Here is a 24,277-nt window from a genome sequence, read left to right as displayed (position 1 = left end):
TGTCACTTTGGTTTGCGGAATAAATCAAATTTCAATAAATTGAATCAGCGCTTTCATAGCAGGAGTTAATGCTTTTCCCCTATGACAAATCAACTGAACCCAAACCGTAATTGGAAAATGGGGATTTGAAATAGGAAGAATACTTTTTTGTATTAGCTCCTTTTTTACGACAAATTCAGGGATAAATCCAATTCCATCTGAATCTAATATCAGTTCCTTAATTACCTGCACATTACCAATTTCATAGGTAGGAATGATAAATTGATTCAGTTTGGCCAGCTTATCATCTAAATCTTTACGATAGCTGATATTTTCTTCCGTTAGATAGATGGGATATTGTTTTATATCTGCTATTGCGACCTGCTTATTTTGGGCAAGAGGATGTTTAGAGGATAGATAAAAATTTGCATTTACAGCAGTTTCTTTTAAAATATAAAAATCAGGACGCTGTATTTTAAAATCAAGAGTACATACCATATCTACCTCATTATTAGACAGCAGGGAAAAGATTTCAGAAGTCACACCTGTTTTTATAATGATTTTAACCTTAGAATATTGATGTTGAAAATCAATCAGAATATTTGGGAAAATAGAGGTACAGATGGAATCTGCCATTGCAATGCGGATCGTTCCGGATAAATCAGTTCCGCCATTTAGCTGTGTATTCAGTTCTTCAGTTAAAAGCTGTATGTTTTGCGTGTATTGTAAAAAGAGGATACCGTTAGCTGTCAGTGAGATTTTATGACCAATACGGTCAAAAAGTAATTGACCCAATTCCTTTTCCAGATTTGAAATTTGTGTAGAGACTGCCGATTGTGAATAACCAAGCTCTAAAGCCGCTAAGGAAAAACTTTTAAGTTCTGCGACCTTGATAAAAGTCTGTATGTTTTTAAAGTCCATGTAACCCTCCTTTGTGTATCAAAATTATTGATAATAATATCTATATTATCGATTTTATTTATTCTAAGTAATATGATATAGTAATTCATGTAGAAAAACAACATAAAATACATAAAGGTGAGACACATGATGAAAAAGCGGGAAGAGACAACAGCAAAGAATGGGATATTTGACAGTAAATGGGGATTTATATTAGCCTGTGTAGGCTCAGCAGTAGGCTTAGGAAATATATGGCTTTTTCCATATCGCCTGGGACAATACGGAGGAGCGGCATTTTTGATACCATATCTCTTTTTTATTCTTCTATTTGGCTATGTTGGTTTATCAGCAGAGTTTGGGATAGGCAGAATGGCACAGACAGGTACTATTGGAGCTTATGAGACTTGCTGGAAGAACAATCGATGCAAAAAGGCAGGAAAAGCATTAGGTTGGATTCCACTTATTGGTTCTCTTGGGATAGCAACAGGCTACGCAATTATTATAGGCTGGGTGCTGCGTTCTTTATTCGGTTCTGCAACAGGAGAACTGTTTAATAGTTTAAGTTCTGATTATTTTGCGCAGGCAACAGGAGATTTTGGAAGCATTATTTGGCATTTTATTATTTTATTTCTAACACTTCTCATATTATTTACAGATTCCGTAGCAAGAATTGAAAAGGTGAGTAAGGTAATGATGCCGGTATTTTTTATTCTTTTTACTTTTTTAGCTGTGAGAGTATTCTTTCTGCCAGGATCTGTTGAGGGATATAAATTCCTCTTCATTCCGAAGTGGGAGGCTTTGTTACATATAAACACATGGGTTATGGCAATGGGACAGGCATTTTTTTCTTTGTCTATTACCGGTTCTGGTATGATCGTATACGGAGCTTACTTGAAAAAAGAAGAAAACATTGTAGAAGCGTCTTTGCATACTGCTTTATTTGATACGTTAGCGGCACTACTTTCAGCATTGGCAATTATGCCTGCAGTATTTTCATTTGGTATTGAACCAACAGCCGGACCATCGCTTATGTTTTTGGTAATACCTGATATATTCAGACAGCTTGCTTTTGGTAAACTATTAGCATGTATATTCTTTTTTTCAGTGCTATTGGCGGGAATAACCTCGTTGATTAATATGTTTGAGGCTGTGATTGAAAGCTTACAATATAAGCATAAAATACCTCGAAAAGCAGCAGCAGTAATTAGCGTTTTAACATCATTTATGATAGGTATCTTTTTGGAAAATGAAGTAAATGTAGGTAGCTTTATGGATTTTATTACGATTCTGGTCGTGCCGTTTGGAGCTGTATTTGGAGCGATATCCATATATTTCATATTAGGAAAGAATAAGATTGAAGACGAATTAAACTTAGGCAGAAAGAAAAAGCTGCCAAAACAGTTTTTTATAGTAGCTAGATATATATATGTTCCACTTACGATTCTGATATTTATATTAGGTATTATTTATAAGGGAATCGGTTAATTAAGGTTTTCCAAAACACAACAATAGATATAATTTACACAAGGATAAGAGTGAATCATTTGATTGGCTCTTATTCTTTATGTTTCAGATTTTTGTGGTGTATCGTGCATCATAAACAAATTGACAAATTAATATCATTTATGGTATACATTGCTTTTTTTCTGCTTTTTTATTATCATATATGATATTATGGACTTAATTTAATGAAAGATATGAAGTGATACAAAGAACAGGATTCGAAAAAGGAAAAAGGGGAGGAGATTAAATTTCTAAAAGAATCGAATTATCGTGTTTCATTCTGTAGCAGGTTTGTGTTTTACCAAGATAAAATCTTTTATAAGACTAAAATGACATAATGAATAAGGAGTAAAATAATGAATACTACAAATCAGGGGTTAAAAATCAGGAAATATAATGAAAAATCAGCCAGAAACAAAGTAATAAACTGGTTTATGCTACTTGGAACCACCATACTATATGCATTATATATTGGAGTATTAATCAATGGCTATTTGAAGCACACCAATACATTGCTCATTACAATCTTCATAATTGCCTGTTGTTGTTTGGCGATTGTTATTAATTGGGGCGTTTACATCAAGGATGCAACAGCCGATAAATTAGGCTGGGGCTGTCTGACCAGCTATATGGTAATATACTCATTTTTTCTACTCTTTGCAGGAAACAGCTTTGTAAGAATCAGCGCGGTTCCGGTATTATGCGCTGCAATTTTATTTTATAATGTCAAATTATCAAAGATATTTTGTCTTTGGGGTTCTGCTGTTAATGTGATCTATACACTGATTCTGGCATTTTCAAAGGCCGATAATATGTCACTGAACTATTTGGAACTAGTAATTATCCTATTAACCATCAACACTATTTATAAATGTACTGAAATTGGTCAACGTTTTACCTATGACTCTCTTCATGCGGTAAAGGATCAACAGGAGATTCAAGAGGCATTGCTTAAGGATATTTTGGAGATTGCCAAAATTGTTCAAAGCTCTACTACCCAAAGTAATGAATTGGTAATCGGATTAAGCGAATCAACACAAATCGTTAATTCTGCCATCGGTGAAATATCTGCAAGCACGCAGGCTAACGCAAATAACATTCAGGAACAAAATATAATGACACAATCCATACAACAATCCATTAATAAAACGGTAGAACATTCTGAACAAATGGTTTCTCTGGCTAACAACTCTACTGACTCAATTACGGACGGTCTGGAGATTATGAATGATCTTAAGGAGCAGTCATCTTCAATTGCATCGACTAATTCCATGGTAATTCAATCAATGGAAAAGCTTCAGGAAAAAACGAAGGAGGTTCAGGACATTACTAATATAATTTTTAGCATATCAAGTCAGACGAATTTGTTAGCACTGAATGCCTCTATAGAAAGTGCAAGGGCAGGAGAGGCAGGAAAAGGTTTTGCGGTTGTGGCAGATGAGATCAGACAATTGTCTGAGCAGACCAGAAGCTCAACAGAGAATATCTCGAATATTATTGGGGAATTGAATCTGAATGCACAAGAGGCTTCAGAAAATGTCAGAGAGTCTATCAAATCAACTGAGAACCAGGGGAGTATGATTTCCACAGCTTCACAAAGCTTTGAGAAGATTAATGACAATGTAGGTGTCTTAACAAACAACATTGCAGAAATAGATCAAATGTTAACAGAGCTTGCACAGGCCAATAATAAAATCGTAGATAACATCAGTCAATTATCAGCCACTACCGAGGAAATTATGGCAAGCTCACAGGAAGCAGCCGCTATTAGTGAGAGAAATCTTCAAAACGCAGAAAGCACAAAAGATAATCTAAATCATGTAATGCAAACGACAAATCGATTTGATAAATATTTACAATAGAATTCCCCTCTGGAAATCTGTTTTTGAAAGCGCAGTTCATACTGCGCTTTTGATAGTTAAAAACCAAGTTTTCATTCTTAAAATTATTTTTACTGCCATTCCTTGCTTGTGTTCAATTCGTTATATCGGTCTATGAGAAAGGAGAGTCGAAGCAGAAAGAGTGTATTAATATCCGAAAAATCAATCTGACAGATATCAGTAATGCGGTTTAGGCGATAGACCAAAGAGTTGCGGTGTATGTATAAGCTTTCTGATGTCAGTTTAATATTACACCCCTTATCAATAAAAACGCATAAAGTTTTGTATAGTTCGGAGCTGCTTTTATGGTCGTACTGCCTTAAAATTGCCAAAGCAGGATGGCAAAAGTGTCCTAATTTATCAGGATTTTTTAATTCTGAAAACAAATCATAAATCTGATAGTCTTGGTATCGGCAAATCAATTCTTCGGTTTTTAGCTTCTGCCCCAGTTCTAAGGCAGCATGAGCTTGCTCATAGTAATCTACGAAGTTTTCTATGTTGGTAAAGGAATTACTGATGCCAATCCGAATATGTTCTTTTTGACAAATATCCTTTAACATATTCAAAAGCTCCAATTCCATTTCTGCATCTTCCTTTAACGGAATCACCGCAACAATACCCTTGTTGTGATAGGTGGCATGAGTCCCCTGTATTTGCACTTTCAAATTCTTGTAAGTGAAGTTCTTTAAATATTGCGGTCCCATATATCTGGTGGGACGAATAAAGAGCACAAGCATCTTAGGTGGAAAAGGAAGTTCGGTAAGTCTTGGAAGAATGTCCTTTGACGGCGCACCAATCAGCATATCATATAATAATTCATGATACTGACTGTTGCCCTCAAATAAATCAGGTGTATAGTAGGCAATGGTATAGCTGATAACATGACTGATTGTACTCATCATTTCGTAATGGGATGGGAGTATATTGTTCTCGCTTTCAATCATCAACAAAAACCCAATCTGCGTTTGATTATGAAAGACTTTACTGCTAAGCTTTTGGTAAGGAGACTGCGGGCAGGTAACTTCAAAGGCAGCCGTAGTCGATGAAGCACTTTTGATAGATTTCAACTCCTTAACGCTGCTGATGAACTCGTAAGAGCAGTAGCCTTTTTTGGTATTCTCAACCCATAGAGGGTCAAGAACAGGAATGGTAGTGGAATAGGCAAGTATTTTATAATTCATGTCACAAAACAGCAATGAATTTCCAAGTCGTACTGAGGCAGTATTGATTACTGCTTCAAGGCAGTGAGTTTTATCGGCAAGAGCGGTAAGCTCTTCAAAGATTCCCTTACTGCGTGTAGCTTCAATGAATGCTTTTGCCTCATTAAATACAGTAAATAAATTGTCTTCTGTAACCAAAGCAATATTTGTCAGTGAAAAATTGGTAAGATTCATATCGGGCGTTTTAGCAAGAATGCATTGTGATGGCAAAAAGGCTAAATTTTTTAATTGTCTATCATAACCAAAGTATAGAGTGTTTTTGTAGGAATTGTCATGCTTGTTATCAATTAGGGCAACATCATGTATTTCCATATCCGTCCCAACCGATAAGATATCAATAGAATACTCTTTTGAAATTTTCTCTACTAGCTTTGTAAATGTCATGGTTTCCTCCATTCGTGCTGCTTATAAAACACAAAAAGTAAAATGCAAAGCAGTTATTTTGCACTTTTTCCTTATTTATCATTTCAGTATTAAAAACCTGCTTTAACTATAGTGCATCATAAACAAATTGTCAAATATTTATCATACATCATACACGTTGAAAATTGATTGCCTATCACGTATTCTTAGAACAACGGGAGGGTTATAGTAACTGTTGATTACCTATTATTTCTTTTTGAGTTCAGAGCAGGAGGTAGAAAATGTATCATAAGATATTTGAAGCCGGAAACATTGGAAAGGTAACACTTAAAAATCGATTGGTTATGTCTCCAATGGGGTGTGGGCTGGCTAACCTGGACGGAACGCCCTCAAAGGACATGATTGCCTTTTATGAGGCAAGAGCCATTGGTGGGGCGGGGCTTATCATACCAGAAATTACGCGTATCAATGATGTACATGGAGCAGGGCTGTTAAGACAGTTGTCTGTGACAAAGGACAGACACATTGAACCGCTGTCAAGGCTTGCACAGGCGGTGCATAAACATGACAGCAGGATTTTTATTCAGTTACATCATCCAGGACGTGAAACCGTGTCTGCGCTGATAGGAGGTCAGCCGGTGGTTGCTCCGTCTGCGATTCCGTGCAAATTAGTAAAGCAGGAAACAAGGGCACTTACAACGGACGAAGTGAAGCAATTAATCAATCAGTTCATTGAGGGTGCACAAAGGGTACAAAAGGCAGGCTGTGACGGCGTAGAGCTTCATGCGGCACATGGCTATCTTTTACATCAGTTTTTGTCTCCTTATACAAACAAAAGGGAAGATGAATATGGTGGAAGCTTTGAGAAGCGTCTTAGAATGCTTGTAGAAATCATTGAGGGGATTCGTAAGGTGTGCGGTCATGATTTTCCTGTCGGAGTAAGGCTTAGTGTAGAAGAATTCTTAGATAAGACAGGGGTTAGTGAGGACTACATTCATATTCAGGATGGAATCAAAATTGCAATGGCATTAGAACAAGCAGGAATTGATTTTATTGATGTCAGTTGCGGATTATATGAAACAGGTATGACCTGCATTGAACCAATTTCTTTCGCTCAGGGTTGGAGAAATGAAATGCTTTTGGCTGTTAAAAAACACGTTAGTATTCCTGTTATTGGAGTATCGGTTGTGAGGGAGCCGGTAGTAGCAGAGAGATTACTTGAGGAGAACATTGTGGACTTTGTTTCCATGGGTCGAACCTGGAATGCAGACGCACAGTGGGGGAAAAAGGTACAAGAAGGCAGAGAAAAGGAATTACGAAAATGTATCTCCTGTCTTCGCTGCTTTGAAAGTCTAAATGAATACAATAGCGCTGGTTTACCGCCGGAATGTGCGTTGAATCCTACTTATGCAAGAGAGATAAAATATGGAGATTTAACACAGGATACCGTAGGGCATAAGACAGTTGTTGTGGGAGCAGGTCCTGCCGGAATGTGTGCGGCACAAACGCTTGCACTACGTGGTGTGAAAGTGACCTTAATTGACAGACAAAGTGAACTTGGAGGAACGGTTAATCTGGCAAAAAAACCTCCGTTAAAGGAACGTATGCAATGGATTGCAGATTATTACCACAATGAATTTGACAGACTAGGCGTTAGCGTTAGATTAAACACAGAGGCAACCAAGGAGCTTATTATGGCAGAGAAGCCGGACGCAGTTTTGCTGGCTACAGGATCGGTGTCAATTATTCCTGAGAAAATAAAAGGAGTAAACAATGCTAATGTATATACAGTTGAATCTGTATTATCAGGTAAAGCTGCATTAAAAGAGAAAAAAATAGCAGTAATCGGAGCCGGACTAACGGGACTTGAAACGGCAGAATATCTCATGGAAGAGGGAAATCAGGTTACCATCGTCGATATGCTTGATCAACCTGCCCCGGGTGCAAACCATACAAATGTAGCCGATGTCTGTGGTCGTCTGGCCAAAGGAGGTGTAAGCTACCTGCTTGCACATTCTTTAACAGAAATTAAGGATGACTGCGTGATATTAAAGAGACTTGCCGATAATGAGGACGTAATACAAGAAGCAGATGCCGTTGTTTTGTCTTTGGGTTTTAAGCCGGATCAGACCTTAGTTTCTGATTTAGAAGAAAAGGGTGTGACGGTTAAGGTAATCGGAAGTGCTGTTAAGGATGGAACGATCGCTCCTGCTACGCGTATGGGCTATGAAGCAGGAAGAGAGTTATTTTTAAAGAAGCAAAAGAAGCCAAGCTTTAAGATAGCAAAAGAAGAGGTTTCTGACTTTGGCAAAATTTCTCTTATGGATAATCAAGAAGGAATTTACATAAGCTATCTGACAGATCCATCTGCCATTGCTAAAATTCTACCGCCACCTTTAAAGCCATTTTCTATGCCAGTTGTTACCATATCGATTTGTCATGTGAACAATCCAAGTTTTGCAGATGACTATTATGAAGCAATTTTAGGAGTATATGCAACCTATGGAAAATCGCTTGGATTATATACGGTGGGGCTTGTGCTTGGCGGAGCAGGAGCTGAGATGGCGGTACAATGTGGTCGAGACAATGGAAGCATTCCTAAAAAAATGGGAGCAGAGTTTGTCATTCGTAAAAATGATGATATAATAACAGCAGGAGTAACCAGAAGAGGAACACAGCTAATTGATGTGACCTTAAAACTTGGTGAATATAATAGTCCGCTGACTGCACCACTTTATCAATTTCCGGCTGCAGGCAAGCAGACCTTTGGCGGCGGTTTTTATTTTCATTTTGATCGTATTCCGGATGAAAATGGAGAAGCACATTTTGTAAATGGGGCGTTATTGATGAATCAATGTGAATATAACTATCAGGCATGGGAACCGGCAACCGTATCCATGAAACTGAAATCAAGCATTGATGATCCATGGGCAGAGCTTCCGATTAACACAATAATAGGAGGTGCTTATTCCAAGAATAGCTTACTGGTTCATAAATTAAATTTAGTTGAAAAATTAGAAGCAGATGATATTATTCCATACTTATTAACAGGAAGATATGATCGTACCACATTTATGGAGACGGGTCGTATCTAATACCAGTGTTTAAGGTAGCGTTATTACCTTTAAAATGAAAAGAGAGGATGTATGTACATGGAAAATTTATTTGATTTAACCGGTAAAGTAGCAGTCGTAACAGGAGCAAGTTCAGGACTTGGAGCAGATGCAGCACTTGCGTATGCAAAGTCAGGAGCAGATGTTGCCTTATTGGCAAGACGTGTTGAAAAGCTAAATGAGGTAAAAACAGAAATTGAGAAAACAGGAAGAAAAGTCATTGCTGTTGGCTGTGATGTGACAGACGAAGAAAGTGTTAAGACAGCCATGAAAACTGTTTTTGATACTTTTGGTCAGATTGATATATTGTTAAACAATGCAGGGATTGCGGTACGAGGCGGAGTTGACAGTATGACAGTAGAAGATTGGGACAAATCTTTTGATACCAATGTAAAGGGAATCTTTTTGGCAAGCAAATATGTCGTGCCTCATATGAAAGAAAAAGGCTATGGTAAAATTGTTAATATTGCATCCGTTAATGCGATTGTTGCAGATAAATTTGATGTTTTTATCAGACATTCTTATAATTCCTCCAAAGCCGCTGTAGTAGGCTTGACAAGGGGAATGGCAGCTTCCTATGCGAGATATGGCATTACGGTAAATGCCATTGGACCGGCTTTGTTTGAAAGTGAAATGACAAGTGGAACTTTGTTTAAGTCAGAAGAATTTTTGAACAAATATAATGCTTTAAATCCTGCCGGACGTCCGGGAAGCAGAGGAGAATTAAATGGTACAGTCCTTTATCTGTCAAGTGATGCTTCTAGTTATGTACAGGGGCAGTTTATCATTGTAGATGGTGGAGGAGCTTTGGTATAGGCGGATACAATCATTGCAATTGCTTCTTTTTTACGAAGTGTCTTTATATAAAAAAATTCCAACTACAATAAGAAACGCTCAATGCTTATCATTTATTAGGCATTGAGCGTTTTTATAATCAGGCATTAATATAATTGTACACGGTAAATCTGGAGATCCCAAGACGATCGGCTACCGCTTCAGCAGACTTTTTAATTAAAAATGCTCCTTTTTCATCAAGATATTTAACAATGTTTATTCTGTCGTCCTTAGACAGGTCGTTTATATTTTTGCCTGTTATCTCAATTGCCTCTTTTAGTAACACATCGATTAATTCATCCACATTTTTTGCAAAAATTTCATTACCTGATGAGCTTCTTTTGATATTAATATCATTGTTTATATTTGTGATTTGCTGTAAGCTGTTTTGCAGTGAAATTAAATCAGTAATATCATAATTAATGCATAAACTGCCGACAATCTTACCATTTTCGTCTTTAAAATATTTGCTGGAAGATTTGAATGTTCTTCCAGAATCAGAATAATTGATATAACCATATTCATCCTCTGCTTTTGCTGTACCTCGTAAAATGGCTAAACCCATGTTGGTTCCACCGTCTCCAATTTTTCTGCCTGTTAAATGTCCATGATAAATGGCAACAATTGTATTGTTGTAAGGTCTGGTTAGGTCGTGCAGTACTACTTCGCAATTAGAACCAAACTCTTCTGCAATACATTTTGCAATCTCTGACAACATTTCAAAATTATCATTTACAAAACTCATATAATTACCTCACTGATTATTCATATTAAAGAATTAATTATTTGAGGCTATCATAAAGCAATATCAACAAAATGTCAATATAGTACATAAATATCCCTTATATATGTAAAAAAATTAAAGATTAATTAAAAAATTTGTTTAAAACATGATTTATTTTTGTAATCGGAAACAATGACAAAGAATAACTGATTTTTGTAATGGAATTAAAAACCAAATTGCTAAAATCAACAATTTGTTTAACCTAAACATAAACATAAATCAACAAATTATCAAATCTATTACAGTAAAAAAACTCGTATTAATCAATAGATAAATCAATATAAATTAAAATTTCAAAAAAATGTTTAAAAAACATATTGCAAATTTCAACAAAATGTGATTAACTATAATTAAATTACTTTGAAATTTCAATTGTAAGTAAAAAAAGTAAATAATCAGCAGGAGAATATGTTTATGATGGATGTATATCAGATTTTAAAAGAAAAAGGGATTATACTGCCTTCCCCACCACCAAAAGGAGGTATTTACAGTCCAGTAATGAATTTTTCAACAAACTTACTTTATTGTTCTGGATGTGGTTGTGATATTGGTGACGGTAAATCATTTGTCGGCAAATTAGGTAGAGAATTTACGATAGAACAAGGGCAAGAAGCGGCATATAATTGTGTATTAAATTTATTGGCAAACTTAGATGCAAAACTTGGAGATTTAAATCGTATCAAAAAATTTGTGAAGATACTGGCGTTTGTAAATAGCACAGAAGATTTTGAACAACAGCCTATGGTGGTAAATGGAGGTTCAAAACTTTTACTTGATATTTTTGGAAGTGAGGCTGGTTTACCTGCTAGGACTGCAGTCGGCTGTAATACACTGCCAGATGGCATTGCCTGTGAAATGGAGGTATTGCTGGAGATTAAAGATTTGTAATTTTAGAGCAGTAAAATTTGAGGGTAAGAAGTCACTTTGATGCAAGAAGCGATTGAGAGGACTAGCAAGTTTATGAAGTGGTAACTATTTATAGTATAGCAAAAACTAGGAGGAATGAATATGTTAAAGAGATTTTTAGCATTGGTTTTATCGGGAATTATGGCAACAGCGTTACTAACTGGTTGTGGTGGCAGCACTGCAACAAATGATGCAGCTACAGATGGTAGTGCCTCTGCAACAACAAATGAGGAACAGGGGAAGGAAACAACAGAGGAAGAACCTGTTACTATATCAGTTATGTGTGCATATGCAAGCGAAGACCCTCATGGACAGTATGTTTATCAGTATGCAGATGCCTATATGGCAGCACATCCGAATGTTACAATTGAGATTACCGCAATCAGCAGTAATGATATTTATACTAAGCTTGCTGCAATGGCAACATCACCGGATGATCTTCCTACACTATTTTTTACAAGTGCGGATCAAGCCCCAACTTTGTACGATTTAGGTTTGACAGAAGACTTAAATAAATGGCTTGATCAAGATGTTTTAGGACAGTTTGCAAATGGTGTGGTGGAAGCATGTACGTTAGATGATACTATGGCTTTTTATCCGATTGATGTTCAGCCGTCCGCAGTCATCTACAGAACAGATTTATTTAAAGAAAAAGGTCTGGAAGTGCCAAAGACTTGGGAAGATTTTCTAAACTGTGCTAAGGCTCTTACAGGGGATACAAATGGGGATGGAGAAGTGGACCAATGGGGATTTTCCATGGTTGGTTCGAATAATTCCTCTGGACAAAGCCGTTTTATGAGCTATTTATGGAGTAACGGTTATGATTTGATTAGTCAAAATACAGATGGTACATGGAAAAATGATCTTGATCAGGAAGGCTTTTTGGATGCATTTTCTTTTTGGACAGATATGAATAACGTACATGGTGTGGTTCCTACCGGAATTACAGAGGTTGATTATGCAACAGCAGCAAATTACTTTGCTATGGGTTATACAAGTATGATGCTTTCCGGATCAAATGCAATAGGCGTTGCATATGCCAATAACGAGGATTTAAAAGGAAAAATTGGTTCTTTTAAGATTCCGGGAGATGCACCAGGTACTATGCTAAATGCGGAAGGTTATGCGCTTTGTAGTAAAGCAACAGAAAGTGAGAAAGCAGCAGCAGTTGATTATTTGAAATTCTTTACTTCAAATGACAGTGACTTAATGTTTTGGCAGTCAAGTGGTAAAATACCTGCAACGATTGAAGGACAAAAAGCAGAGTATATTACAGGTGATGATTATGCAGGTTACCTTGATACAATTGCCAGCGGATGTATTCCTACAGTAAACTTTGCAGGACTTAGTGGATTAAAAACAATTTTGGGTGATGGTTATTCATCTGTGTTCAGTGGTGAAAAGACGAATGAACAGGCGGTTGAAAATATGAAGACAGAGCTGGATACGCTACTGGACGATTATAATTAAAGAAATAATAAAATCCAAATCATGGGGACGGGTCAAAAGCTCATCCCTATGATTTCTCTAAAAGAACAGGATGCTTTGATATAGAATTTAATTAGAAATAGTGAGGTATTGCTCTTATGTTGACCAAATCAAGTGCAAAAATATCCAGAAATAAGATAAAGAATAAAGATGCAGCAGGATATGGGTTCATTTCACCGGCTGCTATGGCAATGTTAGCTTTAATTGTTTATCCAATGTTTTATGGCTTATACCTAAGTTTTTTCAATACAAATCTTGTGAATAAATGGAAGTTTGTAGGTTTTAAATACTACTTGCAGGCAATTACAAAATCAGATTTTTATTCATCCGTTTTCTTGACCTTTGGATTTATGATTTTAGTTGTTGCAGGGCATTTTATTTTGGGATTTATATTGGCTAATTGTCTTAATAAAAAATTTATAGGCCGTACATTTCTCAGAGTAATCTTTATGTTACCATGGTTATTTCCCGAATCGGTAATCGCACTGCTTTTTACATGGATTATGAATCCGATGTATGGGATATTGAATTCAATCCTAAAAGGACTGGGGTTGATTTCATCCAGCATTTCATGGCTGGGATCCGCTAAATTAGCTTTTCCAGCAGTAGTGTTTGCCTGTATATGGAAAGGGTATCCCCTAGTAATGACGATGGTGCTGTCTGGAATGCAAAGCATTTCCCAAGACCTTTATGAAGCTGCTGAGATTGATGGTGCCAATAAATGGAGACAGTTTTTAAACATTACAATTCCTAGTCTGAAACCAGTACTTACAACAACTTTAATCCTGGATAGTGTATGGTGGTTTAAACAGTATACATTGGTATATACCATGACAAACGGAGGACCGGGAACGGCAACAAACCTAATCAGTCTTAATATTTATGGAACTGCATTTAATGATTTACAGTTTGGTAAGGCGGCTGCTTGGGGAATTATTGTATTTATCATTTGTTATATTATTAGTAAAGTGTATAGGATGGTGCTAAAAGATGAATAAAAAAACATGGCTTGGACATAAGAAGAAAAAATGTTTAGGAGTGTTGCTCCGATATTTGTTGCTAATCGTTCTTGCTTTATTTGTAGTAGTACCGATTCTTTGGATGCTTTCTACTGCTTTTAAGTCGGAGGCGCAAACCTATTCGCCAACACCAATTTGGATACCGAATCCGATTTCCTTTGATTCCTTTAAAAAATTCTGGAAGCTTTATAACTTTGGTAAAATGACCCTGAATAGCTTAATTACTTGTCTGGGAGCAGTAGTACTTTGTGTTACTTTTTCCTGCCTTGCCGGTTATGGAGTGACAAGATTTAAGTTTAAAGGGAACAAACAATTTATGGGATTTCTTCTTATCACGCAAATGTTTCCAAGTGTAATGCTTGTGGTACCTTTTTATTCTGTACTTACAACCTATCACTTAACCAATTCTTTGATTGGTTTGATTATTGTATATGCAGCTACTAACATTGCATTTAGTACATGGATGATGGTATCGTATTTTAAAACAATTCCAGTAGAATTGGATGAAGCTGCACGTGTTGACGGAGCATCCAATTTTAGAATATTTTGGAATATTGTTCTGCCATTGACGGTTCCGGGAATTGCAGCGGTGGCTATCTTTGTGCTAATTAATGGCTGGAATGAATATATGTTTTCTTCCGTACTGATTTCAAATGATTCATTAAAAACATTGACCGTTGGTATTGTTGCATTAAATACGCAAAATCAGGTACATTGGAATGATATGATGGCGGCTTCTTCCGTTTCTTGTCTGCCATTAGTAATTTTATTCTTATGTTTTCAAAAATACTTTATTGCAGGTATGACCGGCGGTGCTGTTAAGAACTAACAGGTTAGGAGATAAAATGAATACCGTTACAATTCGTGATATTAAAGTTTTTGTTACAGCACCACATAACATCAATTTGGTTGTTGTAAAGGTACTGACAAGCGAACCTGAGCTTTATGGTTTGGGTTGTGCTACTTTTACATGGAGATATAAAGCTGTAGTAACAGCAATTGAAGAATATTTGCGTCCATTTTTGATTGGAAAGAATGTTGCTAATATTGAAGATATTTGGCAGTCTGCCATGGGAAGCTCCTATTGGAGAAACGGTCCAGTTTTAAACAATGCTCTGTCAGGCGTGGACGAAGCGCTTTGGGATATAAAGGGAAAGATGGCTAATATGCCGCTTTACGATTTGTTTGGCGGAAAATGCAGAGAAGGCATAGCGGTTTACCGACATGCAGACGGTAATAGTATTAAAGAAGTAGAAGAGAAAGTACTTGGTTTTATGGATCAAGGTGTGCGATATATTCGATGCCATATGGGAACCTATGGAGGGAATTTTGACGGAACAATGCAAACGATGGTTCATCCGATGAATTCACCTAAAGGTGCTTACTATTCTCCAAAAGACTATATGAAAAGCGTAGTGAAATTATTGGAGCATATTAGGAATGACATTGGCTGGAATTTGGAAATTATGCATGATGTCCATGAAAGACTGTCTCTTGCAGATACGCTGGATTTTGCAAAAGAAATGGAGCAGTTTAAGCTCTTTTTTCTGGAAGACAGCCTGGCTCCAGATCAGAGTTCCTATTTTGAATTTTTAAGAAAGCAAACATCAGTACCTCTTGCAATGGGAGAGCTGCTAACCAACCCAATTGAATGGAGAATAATGGTTCAAAATCAATGGATAGATTTTATACGCTGTCATTTAAGTGATATTGGTGGATTGACGCCTGCACGAAAGCTGGCTGCATTTTGTGAAGCATATCAGGTACGTACTGCCTGGCATGGTCCCAATGACTTATCACCGGTAGGTATGGCGGCACAAATGCATTTAGACTATTCAAGCTCTAACTTTGGTATTCAAGAATTTGCTGGTTTTAATGAAGAAGAAGAGGAAGTGTTCCCGGGATGTCCTATAGTAAAAGATGGATATGCATATTTAAATGATAAACCTGGAATTGGTGTTGATTTTGATGAAAAAGCGTCAAAGAAATATCCTTGTGTAAATATGGATTTTAGTTGGCTTTATAGCAGATTACCTGATGGAACGGCTGTGAGACCGTAAAGTGATAAGGAGATGGATGAAATGGATGTCTTGATTAAAAATGGTATCGTAGTAGACGGAAGCGGCAATCAACCGTTTATTGCAGATGTGGCAATAGAACGGGATATTATATGTGGTATTGGTCATTTTGAAAAGTCAGAGGCCAGGAGAGTGATTGATGCGGCAGGAAAAATGGTTACTCCGGGTTTTATTGACGGGCATACGCATGCTGAGCTTACTTTGCTAAAAAATCGACAGTGCCCAAATGAAGTATATCAGGGAATATCTACTATTGTAACCGGACAATGCGGACTTGGTTTTGCTCCGATAAAGAATGACCAGTTTGAGGATTCTATCAAAATCAATTCAGGAATCTTTGGAGATTGCAGACACTATTTAAAGCATTGGAATTCATTTCAAGAATTCTTAAATCAACTGGATGGTGCCGCAATCAATGCAGCGGCGAATGTTTCTCATAACGCGATTAGACAAATGGCTTTGGGTTTTGAGAATAAACCGTTAAAAGGAGAGGCCTTGCAGATAGCAAAGGAAGCACTGGATCAAGCAATGAAAGAGGGTGCTCTTGGAATGTCGGTTGGTTTATCTTATTATCCGGGTGGCTATAGTGACACCAATGAGCTGATTGAATTGTGCAAAATAGTGAAAGAAAATGATGGGCTGTTTTGCACACATTTAAGGCTTAATAACAATCAGATACCACTAAGTCCTGTAGAAGAGATGGTGCAAGTGGTTAAAAAGACGGGTGTTCGTCTTAATATGCTTCATTATCGAACAGGAGGTTACGAAGATATTTCAACACTCTTTCAGCCATTTAAGGAGCTTGAGGAGCGGGGAGCGGATATTCATTACGAGTATTACCCTTATCTGGTGGGAGCAGGATTGGTATTGGCACTTGTGCCAGACTGGGCGCAAGAAGGCGGATATTCAATAATTATGGAGCGCCTTCAATCAGCAGAATTACGTGATAAACTGTTGAAAGATATGAAAGAGCGGCATCAATACTTCTTTGCAAAGGGTCAGACTGCCATGATTAATATAACAAAGGATATGTATGCAAAAGAGATTGGAAAATCTATTTCTGAAATTGCTGAGGAGCATGGAGAGAGCTTTTCAGAAGCAGTCATACGATTGCTGATAGAAAATGAATTACAGGTTGGCTTTATTGGGATTGAAAATCAATCAGAGGAATTAAAAAGTAAGTTATATGAGGATCAATATCAATTGTTTATGGATCCCCGCTACACGATGGGAAGCGACACGATACCAGAAGGAGTAATATGCCATCCGCGCGGATTTGGAAGTTTTCCAAGAACGATATGCCAAATGAGAGAGAGAAGTGTAGCACCGGAATATATTATACAGAAACTAACCTCTGTTCCGGCACAGCTTTATCATTTAAAGGACAGGGGATTGATTGATGTTGGTAAGAAAGCAGATGTATGCATACTGGATTTTGATAAGGTAAGGGATACGGCAACCTTTTTAGATACAAGAAGACAGCCAGAAGGTATTGAGTCATTATTGGTTAATGGTCTGCCTGTCATGTTAAATGGTTCCCTGACTGGTATACTAAGCGGCAGAGCTTTGAAAAAAGAATAAGAATATCTGCTGATAGAGAGAATGTTAAGACATTAAAATGATGTTTAGTTAGAAGGAGAAGGTATGAATTTTTATGATAAAATGGGATTAACTCCAATTATTAATGCAAGTGAAACATACACCATTTTAGGAGGATCACTTATGGATTCCAGAGCCCTTCAAGCAATGGCAGAAGCTGCTTCTGGTTTCATAGATCTGAATCAACTAATCAGTGCAGTGTGCCAAAAAGCGGCAGAGCTTACTAAAAACGAAGCAGCTTTTGTGACAACAGGGGCGGCAGGTGGTATTATTTTATCCGCTGCAGCATGTATTTGTAAAGGAGATACTGCCAAAATGGATATGCTTCCGGTAACAGATAATTTTGAAAAAAATGAAATACTTATCTATGATGGAAACTTTCATGAGCTGGTTCCCTATTGGAAATTAATTAAACTTACAGGAGCCAAAATTGTCAGTGTGAAACCTTCCTTAGATGCAATTTCAGAAGCGGTGAATGAACGTACCGCTGCCTTTTTTCTGTTTCCAGCTTCATTATATGAAAAAGGAATTCCGGCCTGCGAGGAAACGATACCTGTGTTAAAAAGATTAGGAATACCAGCGATAGTTGATGTTGCGGCTCAATTACCACCTGTCTCTAATTTGTGGTATTATACCCGACAGCTTGGAGCTGATGCAGCAATTTTCAGTGGAGGAAAACACATCAAAGGACCACAGAGTACAGGTTTGATTGTTGGAAATACTGATTTTATAAACAGTTGTAAGCTTTTAGCAAGCCCGAATTGCAGAATCGGACGTGCATTTAAAACTGGTAAAGAGGAACTGGCTGGTTTTATAACAGCACTAGAGCTATTTGTAAATGAATCTGAAGAGGATAAGTTTAATCGACAGTTACTGCTTCTTAAGGAAATAGAGAAGAAACTTTCCCTAAATAAAGAACTACATTTGGAGATGATTATGGAAGGCAGACTGGGAACTCACCAGCCTCTTTTGCTCGTCACTCTGCCAAAAGGAAAAACAGCCAAGGAATGCAATCAATTTACTAGAAATTCTAAAATTCCAATTGATATAGGGGTATATCCACCAGAATTTGAAATGCAAGAAGATGTCATTTTTCTAAATGCCTATAACTTGAATAGTCAGTGCGTGGACATCGTTGTGAATACTGTATTGGAATATTGTAAGGCATAAAACGTAGAATCCATTATTTTTAGTATAATTGTAGAAAATAAAACAAATAATTTTAATAATTTTTATTTAAAATCAGCCATGCCAGTGTAATCCGGCGTGGTTGATTTTTAAATTAAGGGAGACATTCAGCGTTTACATAGGGATTATCTTGTAATCAAACAGGAAAAATTATACAATGTATGCATAGAATAGTATTGGTATACTGATTTATATAAACGATATCTTGAAAACATAGAAAGAAGGAAGAGAGAATGAGTAAAAAAATTGTAAATTGGGGCGTGATTGGATGTGCGGGCATTGCTAAAAGCTCAGTGATTCCAGGAATACTCAATGCGGATAATGCCAGACTTTATGCAATTTCAAGCAGAGGTGAAAGTAAATTAGAGGAATTTCGTAAAGCATTTCAACCAATTAAATCTTATTCAAGCTATGAACAACTATTAGAGGATCCGGAGATTGATGCCGTTTATATTCCACTTCCCAATGGCTTACATTGTGAGTGGACAATAAAAGCAGCAGAAAAGAAGAAACACATTCTGTGTGAAAAGCCTATGGGCGTGAATGCAAAAGAAGTGAAAGCGATGAAAGAAGCTGCCGATAAAAACGGAGTGCTTCTTATGGAAGCATTTGCCTACCGTCACAGTCCTTTAATTCAAGAAGTAAAATGTCTGGTTGAGGAAGGAAGCATTGGGAAACCCAAATTTATAGAGTCTCATTTTGGCTACTATTATATGAATCCAGAGAATGTAAGAATGAATAAGAATCTATCGGGAGGGGCAACCTATGATGTAGGCTGCTATAATTTAAATGTCATTCGTCATCTGGCAGGTTCTGAACCTATTTCAGTTTATGCGATTGGAGAAATCGAGGAAGACAGCAAAGTTGATATCAGCAGTTGTATCATGATGGAATTTGAGGGAGGCTTAAAGGCAGTTTCCTATTGTGCCTTTAATAGCAGAGAGAGAAGCGAATACACGATTGTAGGAGAAAAAGGAATTATTCATGTACCTGTTATGTTCAATGCACAAGGAGATACAAAAGTTATTATGACAAATGATTCTGGTAAGCAAGAGATAACCATTCATTGTCCTCAAAATTATATGCTTGAGGTGGAGCAATTTGGAAGATGCATTTTAGAGGGAGAAGAGCCGCTTATTTCGTATGATGATTCTCTTAATAATGCAAAGGTAATCGAAGAAGCATTAAGCCAGATTTTTAAATAGTAAAAAACACCTTAAATTGAAGCGTAAATACAAGTTGGTTTCTGCCATTTAGTTTCTTTGATGTGTTAATGTAAAAGTATTTAAGTGCTTATTAAATATACCAATATATCTTGACATTAAGATATTTATATTGTAATATTATATTAAACAAAATAGTATTTAACACAATTTAATTTAATGCAATATATAATAAAGCTCTAAATAACAAGAAAGCTCAAGCATTTAAAGGAGGAATTAGAATGACAAAAAATTTTCAAGACGCGATAAAAGCAAGGCGTTCCTATTATGGGATTAGTAAGGAAAAAGTTACTTCTGATGAAAGAATCGAAGAAATAGTAAGAGAATCAGTAAAATACACTCCATCTGCATTTAATTCTCAAAGTGCCAGAGCAATATTATTGCTTCAGGGTCAACACGACAGTTTTTGGGACATTACAATGGAAGCCCTAAGGAAGGTGGTTCCCGAGGCTGCATTTGCCAATACGGAGGAGAAAATTAATTCTTTTAAGAATGGTTATGGAACTGTGCTCTATTTCGAAGATCAGATTACGGTAAAATCTTTGCAAGAGCAATTCGCTCCCTATAAAGACAATTTTCCTGTTTGGTCACAGCAATCAAGTGCAATGCTTCAATTGGTAATATGGACAGCTTTAGAGGAAGAAGGTTTTGGTGCATCTTTGCAGCATTATACGGAATTGATTGAGGCAGAGATAAAGAAGGAATGGAACATTCCTAAGGAATGGAAAATGATTGCACAGATGCCATTTGGAAAGCCAAATGTACAGCCTGATGAAAAGCAATTTAATATCCAAGAAGAACACATTAAGGTTTATAAATAAGAAATCAATCATAAAATATAAATTATAAAAAGGAATATAGATTCTTAGCAGAAATAAACTAAGAGGAGATGTTCCTTTTTTATTTGAAAAAATAATACGAATAAATAAATACTTAGCTAACTATTGAATTTGACGCTGTAGTATGTTATATTGTTAACAGAATAAATAGAGGTATATATGATTCTATACCATCTAAGGAGAAGGAGAGAGAATTATGTTAACTACATTTAAAGCCACAGCTAAAAAGTTACCAGAAGGATTACAGGTAGAAACAAATGCAAGAGGGTTTAAAATTCTTTTTGATGAACCAGAAGATTTAGGGGGAACCAACACAGCTATGAATCCTGTCGAAGCTCTTTTGTGTGCATTAGGTGCATGTCAGTCAATTGTAGTCAGTGCATTTGCAGCAGCTCATGACATTACCTTTGAAGAGTTTCATGTGGAGCTGGAAGGAGATTTAGACCCTGACGGATTTATGGGGCTGGCAGATGTACGAAATGGCTTTCAGGAAATTCGCTTTGTCATGCATTTTAAGACAAATGAGCCAAAAGAAAAGATGGAAGAATACGCAAGATTTATAGAGAAGACATGTCCTGTTGGTGACTGCTTATCAAATGGCGTAAAATTGGTATTATCAGGTGTTGCAATCGATTAATTATGTTATACCACAAAGGAGCCTCTGTTACAAAGTGGGCTCCTTTTTGATAAAAAGGAGAAATAAACATGATCATAAAAATGTCAGTCATTCCTGGGGGAAAAATGGGTAAAATAGGTAAGATCAGTGTCAAGATTGGAGACAAGGTAGAAGATGGCGATATTCTTGCACAGGTAGAAACAGCGAAAGGAAACCGTCCCATAAAAGCGCTGTCAGCAGGTATTGTCTCTAAAATATTGTCTGAAGAAGGGGCAGAAATTGCATCCAATGCAGATATGTTTGAAATAGAGGAAGATACTATTTTAAATGAAGCAAAGGAAGAAAATATAAAAAGCGAATCGCAAAAGGTTTTAAAAGAACTTTCTACGGATTTACTTATCATTGGTGCAGGTCCAGGTGGGTATGTGGCAGCTATTTATGCAGCTAAGAACAAATTAAAGGTAACGCTTGTGGAAAAATCCGAAATGGGCGGTACTTGTCTAAACGTTGGCTGTATTCCTACAAAAGCACTTGTTAAGTCGGCTGAGGTATGTCACAATCTCAATCATGCTTCACTGTTTGGTATGGAAGTAGAAGGTAAGATTGCAGTTAATATGAAGCAAGTCATAGAACGTAAAGATAAGGTAAAGAACAGACTTATTTCTGGAATTGATTTTCTAATGAAGAAAAATGATATCAATGTAATTAAGGGTCAGGCAGCTTTTGTTAATCAGGATACAGTAGCAGTAACGGGAAATGAAAACTTCATAATAAAGGCAAACGATATTATTGTAGCAACAGGATCTAAAATATCAAAGATTGCGATTCCTGGTATGGACTTACCATTTGTATGGAATAGTACGACTGCGTTGTCCAATACAGAATTGCCAAAATCCATTTCAATCATTGGTGGCGGGGTAATCGGTATGGAATTTGCATTTATATATAAAAACTTTGGAGTTGAAGTACATGTGATTGAATTTATGGACCGTTTATTAACCATGGTGGATCGTGATATATCGAATGAAATTCAAAATATCGCAGAAGAAGAGGGAATAAAAATACATACCGGATCTAAAGTTATGAAAATCCAAAGCTCAGTGGATGGTAAGGCAGTCATTACTTATGAAGATAAGACAGGAGAACATTTATTGGTAAGCGATAACGTTTTGGCAGCTATTGGAAGGGAGCCAGATTTAGACGGACTATCAATTGAAAAAAGTGGCGTTACATTAAATAGCAAAGGCAAAGGTATTCAGGTGGATGCTTCTATGCGAACAAACATCAGTCATATTTATGCAATTGGTGATGTAACTAATATAATACAATTGGCTCATGTTGCTTCTCATCAAGGCATTGTTGCAGTAGATAATATATTAAAAAAGCAAGAAGTAATGGAATATTCGTCCGTTCCAAATGTAATATTTACAGTGCCAGAAATCGCAAGTGTTGGAATAGGTGAAAAGGAAGCAAAAGAAAAGGGTATGAATGTCTCAGTAAGTAAATTTTCATTTGCAGGAAATGGAAAAGCATTAACTATGAATGAGCCGCGTGGTTTTATTAAACTAGTTAAGAACAACGAAACAAGTAAAATAATTGGTGGTTCCATTATAGGTGCTGACGCTTCCGCCTTAATCAGTTCCCTGACTTTAGCTATTGCAAATGGATTTACCGAAAAGGAAATAACTAAGACAATATTTTCACACCCGACAACGGGTGAAGTCATTCATGAAGCAGCACTAGAATTTGGAATTGGAGCATTGCATCAGTAATGAAAAAAATAATAATATCGGAAGAATTTAATCCTTATTTTAATATAGCTGCGGAGCATCAACTGTTTTTAGACTCTGAGGAAGAGATACATTTATTCCTATGGCAGAACGAGGATTGCGTTATTATAGGAAGAAATCAAAATCTATACGCAGAATGTAACCTTGCATATCTTAAGGAAGAAAATATTAAGGCAGTACGCAGATTTTCTGGTGGGGGTGCTGTGTATCAAGATAGAGGTAATATCAATTTCACCTTTATTACCAAAGATCAATCAGCCAATCAGGTACAATTTATTAAACTGATTCAGTCGGCTATGTTAAAGCTTGGGATTGACTGTGAATTGAGTGGAAGAAATGATTTATTATACAAAAACCAGAAGTTTTCAGGTCATGCTTATTATACAGACTCTAATAATTTCATGTATCATGGTACAATGCTGGTGCGTGTGAATCTTGAGCACTTAGGAAAAGTCCTTACACCATCGCCGTTAAAATTACATTCCAAAGGGATTGAATCTGTAAAAAACAGAGTAATTAATTTATCAGATATTAACGCTGCGATTACAATAGAAAAAGTGTCTCAAGCATTTATAGAGATTTTCGAGTGCGAGAATATAGAGCATATCAATGAAACTAATTTCGAAGCTCCATTAAAAACACTTCTTGCGTCTGATGAGTGGCTGTATGCCCAGTCTCCTGATTATGATGTAGAATTAGAACGTAAATTTTCTATTGGTAATGTTACTGTGCATATTTGTGTGGCAAAAGATTTCATTCAAAAGGTTAAGATTAACACCGACAGTTTAAATCTTTATGATTTTAAAGCCTGTGAAGATAACTTGATTGGGAAACATTTTTGTGAGCAAATGATATGGGAATCTATAAGTCAGTACTTTGAAAAGAATTCATAATTTTAATCTAACTGTTAAAATAAACATAGTATCTCCAAGAGTTTTATGATAATATATAGTAA

General features: G+C 36.5%; 19 protein-coding genes. 16 read left to right on the top strand and 3 right to left on the bottom strand.

The genetic code is table 11. The features are described from left to right. Nucleotides 1-24: 24 nt before the first annotated feature. Nucleotides 25-900, bottom strand: coding sequence for a LysR family transcriptional regulator (locus C8E03_RS17075; RefSeq protein ID WP_094378405.1), 876 nt, complete (start codon nt 898-900; stop codon nt 25-27). A gap of 129 nt (nt 901-1,029) precedes the next feature. On the opposite strand from C8E03_RS17075, the gene C8E03_RS17070 reads away from it, so the two are divergent. Together C8E03_RS17070 and C8E03_RS17065 are read left to right on the top strand one after the other, a co-directional pair. Then, the gene (locus C8E03_RS17070; protein WP_207657815.1) at nt 1,030-2,364 is read left to right on the top strand and encodes a sodium-dependent transporter; all 1,335 of its coding nucleotides are present in this window, start codon (nt 1,030-1,032) and stop codon (nt 2,362-2,364) included. Nucleotides 2,365-2,738: 374 nt separating this feature from the next. Further along, nucleotides 2,739-4,244, top strand: coding sequence for a methyl-accepting chemotaxis protein (locus tag C8E03_RS17065; RefSeq protein ID WP_110291679.1), 1,506 nt, complete (start codon nt 2,739-2,741; stop codon nt 4,242-4,244). An 89-nt stretch (nt 4,245-4,333) separates the two neighbouring features. On the opposite strand, the gene C8E03_RS17060 is transcribed toward C8E03_RS17065, so the two are convergent. Continuing rightward, a complete protein-coding gene (locus tag C8E03_RS17060; protein WP_094378402.1) occupies nt 4,334-5,866 on the bottom strand; it encodes a PucR family transcriptional regulator in 1,533 nt (510 codons plus the stop codon). A gap of 260 nt (nt 5,867-6,126) precedes the next feature. Between C8E03_RS17060 and C8E03_RS17055 the strand changes: the two genes are divergently transcribed. Further along, on the top strand, nt 6,127-8,940 hold the full coding sequence (locus C8E03_RS17055; protein ID WP_110291678.1) for an oxidoreductase: 2,814 nt from the start codon (nt 6,127-6,129) through the stop codon (nt 8,938-8,940). A gap of 57 nt (nt 8,941-8,997) precedes the next feature. Continuing rightward, on the top strand, nt 8,998-9,774 hold the full coding sequence (locus tag C8E03_RS17050; RefSeq protein ID WP_094378400.1) for an SDR family NAD(P)-dependent oxidoreductase: 777 nt from the start codon (nt 8,998-9,000) through the stop codon (nt 9,772-9,774). A gap of 118 nt (nt 9,775-9,892) precedes the next feature. Here the strand turns inward: C8E03_RS17050 and C8E03_RS17045 are convergent, their stop codons facing one another. Then, nucleotides 9,893-10,537: a helix-turn-helix transcriptional regulator gene (locus C8E03_RS17045; protein WP_094378399.1), complete on the bottom strand. Its 645-nt coding sequence runs from the start codon at nt 10,535-10,537 to the stop codon at nt 9,893-9,895. A 447-nt stretch (nt 10,538-10,984) separates the two neighbouring features. Between C8E03_RS17045 and C8E03_RS17040 the strand changes: the two genes are divergently transcribed. The 12 genes from C8E03_RS17040 (at nt 10,985) to C8E03_RS16985 (ending at nt 24,215) form a co-directional block, all read left to right on the top strand. Next, nucleotides 10,985-11,464, top strand: coding sequence for a RidA family protein (locus C8E03_RS17040; RefSeq protein WP_094378398.1), 480 nt, complete (start codon nt 10,985-10,987; stop codon nt 11,462-11,464). Between the two features lie 120 nt (nt 11,465-11,584). Next, a complete protein-coding gene (locus C8E03_RS17035) occupies nt 11,585-12,952 on the top strand; it encodes an ABC transporter substrate-binding protein (RefSeq protein ID WP_094378397.1) in 1,368 nt (455 codons plus the stop codon). Nucleotides 12,953-13,071: 119 nt separating this feature from the next. Further along, the gene (locus C8E03_RS17030) at nt 13,072-13,968 is read left to right on the top strand and encodes a carbohydrate ABC transporter permease (protein WP_408609923.1); all 897 of its coding nucleotides are present in this window, start codon (nt 13,072-13,074) and stop codon (nt 13,966-13,968) included. Further along, nucleotides 13,961-14,818, top strand: coding sequence for a carbohydrate ABC transporter permease (locus C8E03_RS17025; RefSeq protein WP_094378396.1), 858 nt, complete (start codon nt 13,961-13,963; stop codon nt 14,816-14,818). Before C8E03_RS17030 ends, C8E03_RS17025 begins: the two co-directional genes overlap by 8 nt. Before the next feature lie 16 nt (nt 14,819-14,834). Further along, nucleotides 14,835-16,049 carry an enolase C-terminal domain-like protein gene (locus C8E03_RS17020; RefSeq protein ID WP_094378395.1) on the top strand — a complete coding sequence of 405 codons (1,215 nt, stop codon included), beginning with the start codon at nt 14,835-14,837 and terminating at the stop codon, nt 16,047-16,049. Nucleotides 16,050-16,070: 21 nt separating this feature from the next. Further along, nucleotides 16,071-17,648, top strand: coding sequence for an N-acyl-D-amino-acid deacylase family protein (locus tag C8E03_RS17015; protein ID WP_170123042.1), 1,578 nt, complete (start codon nt 16,071-16,073; stop codon nt 17,646-17,648). A 63-nt stretch (nt 17,649-17,711) separates the two neighbouring features. Then, entirely contained in the window at nt 17,712-18,836 is a 1,125-nt protein-coding gene (locus C8E03_RS17010) for a hypothetical protein (RefSeq protein WP_110291676.1), read from the top strand. Nucleotides 18,837-19,087: 251 nt separating this feature from the next. Continuing rightward, nucleotides 19,088-20,059, top strand: a complete 972-nt coding sequence (locus tag C8E03_RS17005; protein ID WP_094378392.1) for a Gfo/Idh/MocA family protein — start codon at nt 19,088-19,090, stop codon at nt 20,057-20,059. Nucleotides 20,060-20,298: 239 nt separating this feature from the next. Further along, nucleotides 20,299-20,898 carry a nitroreductase family protein gene (locus C8E03_RS17000; RefSeq protein WP_110291675.1) on the top strand — a complete coding sequence of 200 codons (600 nt, stop codon included), beginning with the start codon at nt 20,299-20,301 and terminating at the stop codon, nt 20,896-20,898. A gap of 214 nt (nt 20,899-21,112) precedes the next feature. Then, nucleotides 21,113-21,553, top strand: a complete 441-nt coding sequence (locus tag C8E03_RS16995) for an OsmC family protein (protein WP_094378390.1) — start codon at nt 21,113-21,115, stop codon at nt 21,551-21,553. A 68-nt stretch (nt 21,554-21,621) separates the two neighbouring features. Then, on the top strand, nt 21,622-23,304 hold the full coding sequence (gene lpdA / locus C8E03_RS16990; protein ID WP_094378389.1) for a dihydrolipoyl dehydrogenase: 1,683 nt from the start codon (nt 21,622-21,624) through the stop codon (nt 23,302-23,304). Next, entirely contained in the window at nt 23,304-24,215 is a 912-nt protein-coding gene (locus C8E03_RS16985; RefSeq protein ID WP_110291674.1) for a lipoate--protein ligase, read from the top strand. The genes lpdA and C8E03_RS16985 overlap by 1 nt, the downstream gene beginning before the upstream one ends. Nucleotides 24,216-24,277 lie beyond the last annotated feature (62 nt).

The organism is Lachnotalea glycerini (assembly GCF_003201285.1).
Classification (GTDB): domain Bacteria; phylum Bacillota; class Clostridia; order Lachnospirales; family Lachnospiraceae; genus Lachnotalea; species Lachnotalea glycerini.
Note: the sequence above shows the minus strand (reverse complement) of the source record. Positions and strands in the feature narration are given on the sequence as shown.

Bases quoted from the DNA above. Each gene is read 5' to 3' on its own strand.
- C8E03_RS17075 (WP_094378405.1), bottom strand. From the start codon at position 900: ATGGACTTTAAAAACATACAGACTTTTATCAAGGTCGCAGAACTTAAA.
- C8E03_RS17070 (WP_207657815.1), top strand. From the start codon at position 1,030: ATGAAAAAGCGGGAAGAGACAACAGCAAAGAATGGGATATTTGACAGT.
- C8E03_RS17065 (WP_110291679.1), top strand. From the start codon at position 2,739: ATGAATACTACAAATCAGGGGTTAAAAATCAGGAAATATAATGAAAAA.
- C8E03_RS17060 (WP_094378402.1), bottom strand. From the start codon at position 5,866: ATGACATTTACAAAGCTAGTAGAGAAAATTTCAAAAGAGTATTCTATT.
- C8E03_RS17055 (WP_110291678.1), top strand. From the start codon at position 6,127: ATGTATCATAAGATATTTGAAGCCGGAAACATTGGAAAGGTAACACTT.
- C8E03_RS17050 (WP_094378400.1), top strand. From the start codon at position 8,998: ATGGAAAATTTATTTGATTTAACCGGTAAAGTAGCAGTCGTAACAGGA.
- C8E03_RS17045 (WP_094378399.1), bottom strand. From the start codon at position 10,537: ATGAGTTTTGTAAATGATAATTTTGAAATGTTGTCAGAGATTGCAAAA.
- C8E03_RS17040 (WP_094378398.1), top strand. From the start codon at position 10,985: ATGTTTATGATGGATGTATATCAGATTTTAAAAGAAAAAGGGATTATA.
- C8E03_RS17035 (WP_094378397.1), top strand. From the start codon at position 11,585: ATGTTAAAGAGATTTTTAGCATTGGTTTTATCGGGAATTATGGCAACA.
- C8E03_RS17025 (WP_094378396.1), top strand. From the start codon at position 13,961: ATGAATAAAAAAACATGGCTTGGACATAAGAAGAAAAAATGTTTAGGA.
- C8E03_RS17020 (WP_094378395.1), top strand. From the start codon at position 14,835: ATGAATACCGTTACAATTCGTGATATTAAAGTTTTTGTTACAGCACCA.
- C8E03_RS17015 (WP_170123042.1), top strand. From the start codon at position 16,071: ATGGATGTCTTGATTAAAAATGGTATCGTAGTAGACGGAAGCGGCAAT.
- C8E03_RS17010 (WP_110291676.1), top strand. From the start codon at position 17,712: ATGAATTTTTATGATAAAATGGGATTAACTCCAATTATTAATGCAAGT.
- C8E03_RS17005 (WP_094378392.1), top strand. From the start codon at position 19,088: ATGAGTAAAAAAATTGTAAATTGGGGCGTGATTGGATGTGCGGGCATT.
- C8E03_RS17000 (WP_110291675.1), top strand. From the start codon at position 20,299: ATGACAAAAAATTTTCAAGACGCGATAAAAGCAAGGCGTTCCTATTAT.
- C8E03_RS16995 (WP_094378390.1), top strand. From the start codon at position 21,113: ATGTTAACTACATTTAAAGCCACAGCTAAAAAGTTACCAGAAGGATTA.
- lpdA (WP_094378389.1), top strand. From the start codon at position 21,622: ATGATCATAAAAATGTCAGTCATTCCTGGGGGAAAAATGGGTAAAATA.
- C8E03_RS16985 (WP_110291674.1), top strand. From the start codon at position 23,304: ATGAAAAAAATAATAATATCGGAAGAATTTAATCCTTATTTTAATATA.